Origin of the sequence: Variovorax sp. Varisp41 (genome assembly GCF_047325085.1) — a bacterium.
Taxonomy (GTDB): Bacteria; Pseudomonadota; Gammaproteobacteria; order Burkholderiales; family Burkholderiaceae_C; genus Variovorax.
The window spans coordinates 4,453,746-4,462,870 of the sequence record NZ_CP168540.1 but is presented as its reverse complement, the minus strand read 5'-3'; the positions used below and the strand labels follow the sequence as shown (position 1 = coordinate 4,462,870).

At 68.0% G+C, this 9,125-nt stretch carries 11 protein-coding genes; 10 read left to right on the top strand and 1 reads right to left on the bottom strand.

Going from position 1 to position 9,125, the window contains the following annotated elements:
* Positions 1–73 precede the first annotated feature (73 nt).
* Complete coding sequence (gene gstA, locus ACEN9J_RS20610; protein WP_057591814.1) at positions 74–682, bottom strand: glutathione transferase GstA; 609 nt, start codon at positions 680–682, stop codon at positions 74–76.
* Between the two features lie 177 nt (positions 683–859).
* On the opposite strand from gstA, the gene ACEN9J_RS20605 reads away from it, so the two are divergent.
* The 10 genes from ACEN9J_RS20605 to ACEN9J_RS20560 all read left to right on the top strand — a co-directional run bounded on the left by ACEN9J_RS20605 (position 860) and on the right by ACEN9J_RS20560 (position 9,124).
* Positions 860–1,045: a DUF1328 domain-containing protein gene (locus ACEN9J_RS20605; protein ID WP_203203520.1), complete on the top strand. Its 186-nt coding sequence runs from the start codon at positions 860–862 to the stop codon at positions 1,043–1,045.
* Complete coding sequence (locus ACEN9J_RS20600) at positions 1,045–1,194, top strand: hypothetical protein (protein WP_172705369.1); 150 nt, start codon at positions 1,045–1,047, stop codon at positions 1,192–1,194. The genes ACEN9J_RS20605 and ACEN9J_RS20600 overlap by 1 nt, the downstream gene beginning before the upstream one ends.
* 28 nt (positions 1,195–1,222) lie before the next feature.
* Positions 1,223–2,107: a transglutaminase-like domain-containing protein gene (locus ACEN9J_RS20595; RefSeq protein WP_261212150.1), complete on the top strand. Its 885-nt coding sequence runs from the start codon at positions 1,223–1,225 to the stop codon at positions 2,105–2,107.
* Between the two features lie 172 nt (positions 2,108–2,279).
* The gene (mnmG, locus tag ACEN9J_RS20590; protein WP_413761924.1) at positions 2,280–4,232 is read left to right on the top strand and encodes a tRNA uridine-5-carboxymethylaminomethyl(34) synthesis enzyme MnmG; all 1,953 of its coding nucleotides are present in this window, start codon (positions 2,280–2,282) and stop codon (positions 4,230–4,232) included.
* A complete protein-coding gene (gene rsmG / locus ACEN9J_RS20585; RefSeq protein WP_261212151.1) occupies positions 4,229–4,867 on the top strand; it encodes a 16S rRNA (guanine(527)-N(7))-methyltransferase RsmG in 639 nt (212 codons plus the stop codon). The genes mnmG and rsmG overlap by 4 nt, the downstream gene beginning before the upstream one ends.
* Before the next feature lie 147 nt (positions 4,868–5,014).
* Positions 5,015–5,629, top strand: a complete 615-nt coding sequence (locus ACEN9J_RS20580) for a LysE family transporter (RefSeq protein WP_057591809.1) — start codon at positions 5,015–5,017, stop codon at positions 5,627–5,629.
* A gap of 9 nt (positions 5,630–5,638) precedes the next feature.
* Positions 5,639–6,556, top strand: a complete 918-nt coding sequence (locus tag ACEN9J_RS20575) for a ParA family protein (RefSeq protein WP_413761923.1) — start codon at positions 5,639–5,641, stop codon at positions 6,554–6,556.
* 42 nt (positions 6,557–6,598) lie between these two features.
* The gene (locus ACEN9J_RS20570) at positions 6,599–7,147 is read left to right on the top strand and encodes an RBBP9/YdeN family alpha/beta hydrolase (RefSeq protein WP_057591807.1); all 549 of its coding nucleotides are present in this window, start codon (positions 6,599–6,601) and stop codon (positions 7,145–7,147) included.
* Positions 7,147–8,109, top strand: coding sequence for a ParB/RepB/Spo0J family partition protein (locus ACEN9J_RS20565; RefSeq protein ID WP_057591806.1), 963 nt, complete (start codon positions 7,147–7,149; stop codon positions 8,107–8,109). Before ACEN9J_RS20570 ends, ACEN9J_RS20565 begins: the two co-directional genes overlap by 1 nt.
* A 109-nt stretch (positions 8,110–8,218) precedes the next feature.
* Positions 8,219–9,124 carry a CsgG/HfaB family protein gene (locus ACEN9J_RS20560; protein WP_057591805.1) on the top strand — a complete coding sequence of 302 codons (906 nt, stop codon included), beginning with the start codon at positions 8,219–8,221 and terminating at the stop codon, positions 9,122–9,124.
* Position 9,125: the final 1 nt, after the last annotated feature.

Below are 9,125 nucleotides of genomic sequence, written 5' to 3'. Positions count from 1 at the left end.
CAGAAAGCGAACGGCCGGCGAGTTGCCGGCCGTTGAAGAGCGAAGCGCGGTGTTGCGCTCCGGCGGTGCGGAGTTACTTCAGCAGACCCTCTGCCTTCATCGCTTCCTGCACGGCGGGACGCTCGCTCACGCGCGCGCGCCAGGCCTGGAGGTTCGCGAAGCCCGCGAGGTCCACGCCGGTGGGCTTGGCCCAGTTGGTCACGGTGAACAGGTAGCCGTCGGCCACGCTGAACTGGTCGCCCATCAGGTACTGCTTGTTCGCGAGTTCGCCGTCGAGCCAGGTGAAGCGCGAAGTGAGCTTGTCGCGCGCGATGGTCTTGGCTTCCTCGGGCATGGCCGGGTTGAACAGCGGGCTGAAGCCCTTGTGGATCTCGGTGCCGATGAAGGTCAACCACTCCTGCAGGCGGTAGCGCTGCATGGTGCCGGCGGCGGGCGCGAGGTTCTTGGTCGGCACGAGGTCGGCGATGTACTGCAGGATCGCGGGGCCTTCGCGCAGGCGCGTGCCGTCGTCGAGCTCGAGCATCGGCACGTAACCCAGCGGGTTGATGCCGTAGTAGTCGGTGCCGTCCTGCAGCTTGTGGCTCTTGGTGCTGGCGAGCACCGGTTCGAAGGCGAGGCCGGCTTCGTGCATCGCGATGTGCGGCGAGAGCGAGCAGGCGCCCGGCGAGTAGTACAGCTTCATGCGAAAAACTCCAATCGATCGTTGAAATGGTTCTTTGGAACGCACCGGATGCTAGCGGGTTTGGGCTGCGCGGGTTTGTCCTACGGGTGCTTGGGCTCGCTGACTATCGGGGCGTCGAGTACCGCTTTCTATTCTTCGGGCACCGAGGGCTGCGACCCGCGGCAAAGGAGTCACTCGATGTTGAAGTACGCCATCATTTTCGCGGTCATCTCCCTGGTGGCCGGCCTGCTGGGTTTCGGCGGCGTCGCGGCCGGTGCCGCGGGCATTGCCAAGGTGCTGTTCGGCCTGTTCCTGATCCTGGCCGTGATCTTCATCGTGCTCGCCGCACTGGGCGTGGGCGCGGTGAAGAAGGCGCTCGACTGATGCACCGGCACCGGTCGGTGCGCTGGCCGCGCACCCGCTCGCTGGGCCAGTTGCTGCAGAGCCCCGCGCATTGCGTGCTGCGGGTGCTGCTGGTGACGCAGGCGCACTGGCAGCTGCCCGAGCACCGTTCGCGCCGAAGGCGCGCCTGAGCCAGGCGAAGAAGGGAAGGGGAGCCACATGCACATCTCGCACATCGAGGCGCAGCTGGACTACGAAGTCGGCGCGCCGGCCCATCTGCTGCTGAACATCGAGGCGGCGCGCGCGGGCGCGCAGGCGGTGATCCGCGAGACCCTCACGATCGAGCCGGCGGCCGAGGTGCAGGTGTTCTGCGACGAGGCCAGCGGCAACCGCTTCCTGCGCTTCGACGCGGCGCCGGGGCCGCTGAAGATCGCCTACACCGCGACCGTGCAGCGCACCCAGGTCGACGTGCCGCACGACCTGCCCGAAGTGCCGGTCAACGAAGTGCCCGACGAGGTGCTGCACTACATGATGCCGACGCGCTACTGCGAGTCGGACCTGATGGCGCGCTGCGCCTTCCAGCTCTTCGGCGACCTGCCGCCGGGCATCGGCCGCGTGCAGGCGATCGTGGACTGGATCCACGACAGCATCACCTACGAGTCGGGCAGCACCGACTCGACCACCACGGCGCGCGAGGTCTTCGTGCAGCGCGCCGGCGTGTGCCGCGACTTCGCGCACCTGGGCATCACCTTCTGCCGCGCGCTCAACATCCCGGCGCGGCTGGTGGTGGGCTACGTGGCCTTCGAGGAACCGCCGCAGGATTTCCATGCCGTATTCGAGGCCTGGCTCGGCGGGCGCTGGGTGCTGTTCGACGCCACGCGCATGGCGCCGGTCGACCGCCTCGTGCGCGTGGGCACGGGGCGCGACGCGAAGGACGTGGCTTTCTGCACCATCTTCGGCAGCGTGAGCATGCGCGACAAGCAGATCGTGGTGACCGAGCTGCAGGACCAGAGCGTGGCACCGCCCGTGGAACCGCCAGCCAGCGGGGCGCTCGTGGGCATCGAGAAGCCGGTGCCGGTGGTGGAGCTCGCCACCTCCGCTTGATTCCGTGGATGGTTTGCTATTAAAAACATAGCAAACTATCGAGTCCCATAGAGGCTTGGCGGACTTTTAGAGTTGCACGACCAGCTTGTCCCCACAGTGGGCGCGAGCAGGGAGGGCCGATTAAAATCATGGCCCTCCTTTGCGCCGCGCACGCGTCAGTGCGCCCCCTCTCATGCTTTATCCCGAAGAATTCGACGTGATCGTCGTCGGTGGCGGCCATGCCGGCACCGAAGCCGCGCTCGCTGCCGCCCGCATGGGCGCGAAGACGCTGCTGCTGTCCCACAACATCGAGACGCTGGGCCAGATGAGCTGCAACCCCTCGATCGGCGGCATCGGCAAGGGCCACCTGGTGAAAGAGGTCGACGCGCTCGGTGGCGCGATGGCGATCGCCACCGACGAGGCCGGCATCCAGTTCCGCATCCTCAACTCGAGCAAGGGCCCGGCCGTGCGCGCCACGCGTGCCCAGGCCGACCGCGTGCTCTACAAGGCGGCGATCCGCCGCCGCCTCGAGAACCAGCCGAACCTGAGCCTGTTCCAGCAGGCGGTCGACGACCTGATGGTCGAGGGCGACCGCGTGGTGGGCGCGGCCACGCAGGTCGGCATCGCCTTCCGCGCGCGCACCGTGGTGCTGACCGCGGGCACCTTCCTCGACGGCCGCATCCATGTCGGCCTCGACAACTACCAGGCCGGCCGCGCGGGCGATCCGCCGGCCGTGAGCCTGTCGGCGCGCCTCAAGGAACTCAAGCTGCCGCAGGGCCGGCTCAAGACCGGCACGCCGCCGCGGCTCGACGGCCGCAGCATCGACTTCTCGAAGTGCACCGAGCAGCCCGGCGACGGCATGCCCGGCGGGGCAGGGCCGATGCCGGTGTTCAGCTTCCTCGGCAAGGTCGAGATGCATCCGCAACAGATGCCCTGCTGGATCACGCATACCAACGCGCGCACGCACGAGATCATCCGCTCGGGCTTCGACCGCAGCCCGATGTTCACCGGCAAGATCGACGGCGTCGGTCCGCGCTACTGCCCGAGCGTCGAGGACAAGATCAACCGCTTCGCCGACAAGGACAGCCACCAGATCTTCCTCGAGCCCGAGGGCCTGACCACCAACGAGTACTACCCGAACGGCATCTCGACCAGCCTGCCTTTCGACATCCAGTACCAGCTGGTGCGCTCGATGCCCGGGCTGGAGAACGCCCACATCCTGCGTCCCGGCTACGCGATCGAGTACGACTACTTCGATCCGCGCGAACTCAAGAGCAGCTTCGAATCCCGCGCGATCCAGGGCCTGTTCTTCGCCGGGCAGATCAACGGCACCACGGGCTACGAAGAGGCGGCGGCCCAGGGCCTGTTCGCCGGTATCAATGCCGCGCTGCAATGCCGGGGCGAAGACGCCTGGCTGCCGCGCCGCGACGAGGCCTACCTCGGCGTGCTGGTCGACGACCTGATCACCAAGGGCGTGACCGAGCCCTACCGCATGTTCACGAGCCGTGCCGAGTTTCGGCTGCAGCTGCGCGAGGACAACGCCGACATGCGCTTGACCGAAGCAGGGCGCAAGCTGGGCCTGGTCGACGACGTGCGCTGGGATGCTTTCAGCCGCAAGCGCGACGCTGTTTCACGTGAAACAGAGCGGCTCAAGTCGATCTGGGTGAACCCGCGCAACCTGCCGGCGACCGAGTCGGTGCGGGTGCTCGGCAAGGCGATCGAACACGAGTACAACCTGGCCGACCTGCTGCGCCGGCCCGACGTGAACTACCAGACCCTGATGTCGCTGGACGGCGGGAAGTACGGCGCCGAAGCCCCGCTCAGCGAGACCGAGATCGAGCAGATCGAAATCTCGGCCAAGTATTCGGGCTACATCGAGCGCCAGAACGACGAGGTGGAGCGCGCCGCCCACTTCGAGAGCCTCAAGATGCCGGCCGATTTCGACTATGGCCAGGTCAAGGCCCTGAGTTTCGAGGTGCGGCAGAAGCTCGCGAAGCACAAGCCCGAGACCTTGGGCCTGGCCTCGCGCATCTCGGGCGTGACGCCGGCGGCCATCTCGCTGCTGTTGATCCACCTGCGTAAGGGCGGCCACAAGGCCTTTTCCGCGACCAAGGAAGCAGCCACCGAGCCGCAGTCGGCCGAATGACGGCGACGATCGAACGGCTGCGCGCGGGCGCAGAGACGCTGGGCGTGGCTTTGTCCGAACGCCAGGCCGAGCAGCTCACGGCCTATGGCGCGCTGATGCTCAAGTGGAACAAGGTCTACAACCTCACGGCGCTGCGCGACCCCGACAGCGTGCTGACCCACCACCTGCTCGACAGCCTCGCCGTGATTCCGCCGCTGCAGCGCGAGTGGGCAGGGCAGGGCAAGCTGCTCGACGTGGGATCGGGGGCCGGATTGCCGGGGGTGGTCATTGCGATCCTGCGGCCCGATCTCGACGTCACCTGTCTCGATGCGGTCGCGAAGAAGATGGCTTTCGTGCAGCAGGTGGCCGGCGAACTGGTGCTGCCCAACCTGCGCGGGCTTCACGCCCGGGTCGAAAAGCTCGAAGGCCGTTTCGACCTGATCAGCTCGCGCGCCTTCGCGTCGCTGCCCGATTTCTTCTCGGGCTCCTCGCACTTGCTGGCCGACGGCGGCAAATGGCTCGCGATGAAGGGCAAGAATCCGGCCGATGAGCTCGCCGGACTGCCGGCCGAAGTCGCGGTGTTTCACGTGGAACAACTGACGGTGCCCGGCCTCGACGCCGAGCGTTGCATCGTCTGGGCACGAAAACAGGCCTGATCCGTGCCCGGCAAGACGGCCGCGCCCGCCGTCTTGCCAAAAGAAACGCGCGGGCCGCGCAAAACCGGCCGTTCGGCCAATCGCCGCGCCACCTGCCTCGCTTAGACTCGACGGCTCCCCTTTCCCTCTTTCCACGAGGCAATTCCCATGTTCGGCATCGCTGACTACGGCGCGTTCGTCGCCGCCATCATCCTGTTCCTCCTGATTCCCGGCCCGGGCAACCTGGCACTGATCACGTCGACCAGCAAAGGCGGAATTCGCGGCGGCCTGGCGGCGACCCTCGGCGTGATTGCCGGCGACCAGGTGCTGATGTGGGCCGCAGTGGCCGGCGTGTCGGCCGTGCTGGCCGCTTATCCGGCCGCCTTCAAGGCGGTGCAGTGGCTCGGCGCCGGCTACCTGGCCTGGCTGGGCTTCAAGATGCTGCGCGCCAAGCCCGGCTCGGCGCCTATCCTCAACATCCGCCCGAGCCACTTCATGCGGCAGGCGCTGATGATCACCTTGCTGAACCCCAAGGCGATCGTGTTCTACATGGCTTTCTTCCCGCTGTTCGTCGATCCGGCCCGCCACCAGGGCCTGGTCACCTTCGGCGCGATGGCGGTCACGATCGCGGCGCTGACCTTCCTCTACGGCCTGACCTCCACCTTGCTGACCCACTTCCTGGCCGAGCGCATCCGCGCCAATCCGCGGATCTCGGCCGTGCTCGAGAAGCTGGCCGGTGTCTTCCTGATCGCCTTCGGCGTCAAGCTCGCCGCCTCGAACTGATCCTCCTCCATGGCCAAGATTTTCTGCATCGCCAACCAGAAGGGCGGCGTCGGCAAGACCACCACCACCGTCAACCTCGCCGCCGGCCTGGCCAAGGTGGGCCAGCGGGTGCTGATGATCGACCTCGACCCGCAGGGCAATGCCACCATGGGTTCGGGCATCGACAAGCGCCAGCTCGAAACCACGGTGTACGACGTGCTGCTCGAATCGGCTTCGGTGGCCGAGGCGCGGGTCAGGGCCGACAAGCTGGCGGAGGGCGGCTACGCCTACGACGTGCTGGGCGCCAACCGCGAGCTGGCCGGTGCCGAAGTCGAGATGGTTGCGCTCGACCGCCGCGAGAAACGCCTGCGCACCGCGCTGGCCGCGGTCGGTGCCGAGTACGACTTCGTGCTGATCGACTGCCCGCCGAGCCTGAGCCTGCTGACGCTCAACGGCCTGTGCGCGGCGCATGGCGTGATCGTGCCGATGCAGTGCGAGTACTTCGCGCTCGAGGGCCTGACCGACCTGGTCAACACCATCAAGCAGGTGCACGCCAATCTCAACAAGAACCTGCAGATCATCGGCCTGCTGCGCGTGATGTTCGATCCGCGCATCACGCTGCAGCAGCAAGTCAGCGAGCAGCTCAAGGCGCACTTCGGCGACAAGGTGTTCGACACCGTGATCCCGCGCAATGTGCGCCTGGCCGAGGCGCCGAGCTACGGACTGCCGGGCGTGGTCTTCGATCCGGCGGCGCGCGGCAGCCAGGCCTTCATCGCCTTCGCCGAGGAGCTGATCGCGAAGGTGCCCCCGGCGAGCGCTTTCGCCTCGGGCGCGGTGGCGCCCAGCACGCCGCCGGCACCGGGCCGCACTTCGCCCGACCTGCCGATTCCCGAGGACGTGCTGGCACCGGTGGGCGAGCCCAAGTCCAGCAGCGAAAACAACGCCTGACCCTGATACAGCTTATATAGTTAGCTATAAAAACAATAGCAAATGAGCGCTGAACCTCGTGTCCTTTTGCTGCCAGGCTGGCAGAACAGCGGCCCCGGCCACTGGCAGACCCTCTGGGAAGAAAAGCACCACGACCACCGCGTGGAACAGCATGAATGGATGCGGCCTCTGCGCGGCGACTGGTCGGCGCGGCTGGAGGAGGAAGTGCTGGCTTCGCCCGGCGACGTGGTCTTCGCCGCCCATAGCCTGGGCTGCATCCTGGTGGCCGCCTGGGCCGCCCATTCGCGCAACACCGCGCGGGTACGCGGCGCGCTGCTGGTCGCGCCCGGCGACCTCGAGCGCGAGGACGTGCGCCAGATGATCCCGGGGTGGGCGCCGATCGTGCGCCAGCCGCTGCCTTTTCCCGCCGTGCTGATCGCCGCCAACGACGACCCGTACTGCGAGGCCGCCCGCTCGCGCCAGATGGCGAGCGACTGGGGGGCGCGCTTCGTCGACGCGGGCGCGCGTGGCCACCTGAATGCCGAATCCGGCCTGGGCGATTGGCCCGAGGGCCGGCAACTCCTGAACGACGTGTCGAAAGAAAAGAACTGATGGCGACCAAGAAACCCAAGGGCCTGGGCCGCGGCCTCGAAGCGCTGCTCGGCCCCACGGCCGCCCCTTCCAGCGACAACGCCGGCGACGGCGGCTCCGGCGAGAACGGAGCGCCGCAGAACCCGAGCAGCCTGCGGCTCGACCAGATGGTGGCCGGCGTCTACCAGCCGCGCACCCGCATGGACGAGGGCGCGCTCTACGAGCTGGCCGAGAGCATCAAGGCGCAGGGGATCATGCAGCCGATCCTGGTGCGCCGGCTCGACGAGGAGTCCGCCGCCGCCAAGAACGCCGAGTTCGAGATCATCGCGGGCGAACGCCGCTTCCGTGCCGCCAGGCTGGCCGGTCTCGAGAGCGTGCCGGTGCTGGTGCGCGACGTGCCCAACGAGGCCGCCGCGGCGATGTCGCTGATCGAGAACATCCAGCGCGAGGACCTGAACCCGCTCGAAGAGGCCCAGGGCCTGCAGCGCCTGGTCAGCGAGTTCGGCCTCACGCACGAGGCCGCCGCCCAGGCCGTGGGCCGCTCGCGCAGCGCCGCCAGCAACCTGCTGCGCCTGCTCAACCTGGCCGAGCCCGCGCAGGCCATGCTGATGGCCGGCGACATCGACATGGGCCATGCGCGCGCGCTGCTGGCGCTCGACCGTGGCACCCAGATCACGGCGGCCAACCAGATCGCCGCCAAGAAGATGTCGGTGCGCGAGGCCGAGGCGCTGGTGAAGAAGCTCGCGGCCGAATTCAGCCTCACGGCCGCGCCGCGGCGCAGCGGCCAGAACGGCGAGAAATCGCGCGACCTCGAGCGGGTCGAGGAGGAACTGGCCGACCTGCTGACCGCCGAGGTCGAGGTGCGGATCAAGAAGCGCAGCAAGCGCGGCGGCAAGATCGAGGAGAGCGGCGAGCTCGCGATCCATTTCGGCTCGATCGACGCGCTCAACGGCCTCATCGAGCGCATCCGCCGAACGGCCTAAGCCGTGTCGCGGCGTCCTCCGACGTCCGCTTGATTGTTCCGGTCATCCATTGCGCGTATCCTCGCCGCAGCTTTTTTCCACCCGACGATCTCGAGAGAGGGAGCCCGCCATGAAGTTCTTCACCACCCGTTTCCCGCTCGCGGCCGTGGCCGTGGGCGCGCTGCTGCTCACGGGCTGCGCCACCACCGACATGCAGATGGGCAGCCAGTCGGCCAAGACCATGGCCACCGGCAGCGCCGCCGGCGGTGCCACCTCGGGCGAGAGCAGCCAGCTCGAGCGCTGCGAATCGCCGCTGGGCACCGTCTCGCTGATCGAGAACGTCAACGCGGGCTGGTACACCATCCTCACGGGCGAATACCGCCTGCCGCCTACTGCAAACCTGTTGCGTTTGCTGGTGCAACAGTCGAACTGCTTCGTGGTGGTCGAGCGCGGCGCGGCCGGCATGAACGCGATGACGCGCGAGCGCGCGCTGCAGCAGTCGGGCGAGATGCGCGGCGGCAGCAACTTCGGCCGTGGCCAGATGGTCGCGTCGGACTACGGCCTGTCGCCCGAGATCGTGTTCAGCAACAGCGACGCGGGCGGCCTCGGCGGTTCGCTCGGCGGCCTGGTGGGCGGCAACCGCGGCCGCGCGCTGGCCGCGATCGGCGGCAGCATGCAGACCAAGGAAGCCTCGGCGCTGCTGACGCTGATCGACAACCGTTCGGGCGTGCAGGTCGCGGCCTCCGAAGGCAGCGCCTCCAAGACCGACTTCGGCGCCTTCGGCTCCATCGTCGGCCGCAGCGCCGGCGGCGGCCTCGGCGGCTACACCAACACCGCGCAGGGCAAGGTGATCGCGGCGGCCTTCATGGACGCCTTCAACCAGATGGTCCGTTCGCTGCGCAACTACAAGGCCCAGACCGTGCGCGGCCAGGGCCTGGGCGGCGGTGGCCGGCTCGGCGTGGATGGCGGCGCGGCGCCGTCGCAGACCTACGTGCCGGCCGAGCAGCCGCAGCAGCCGGCGCGCCGCCGCAAGTAAT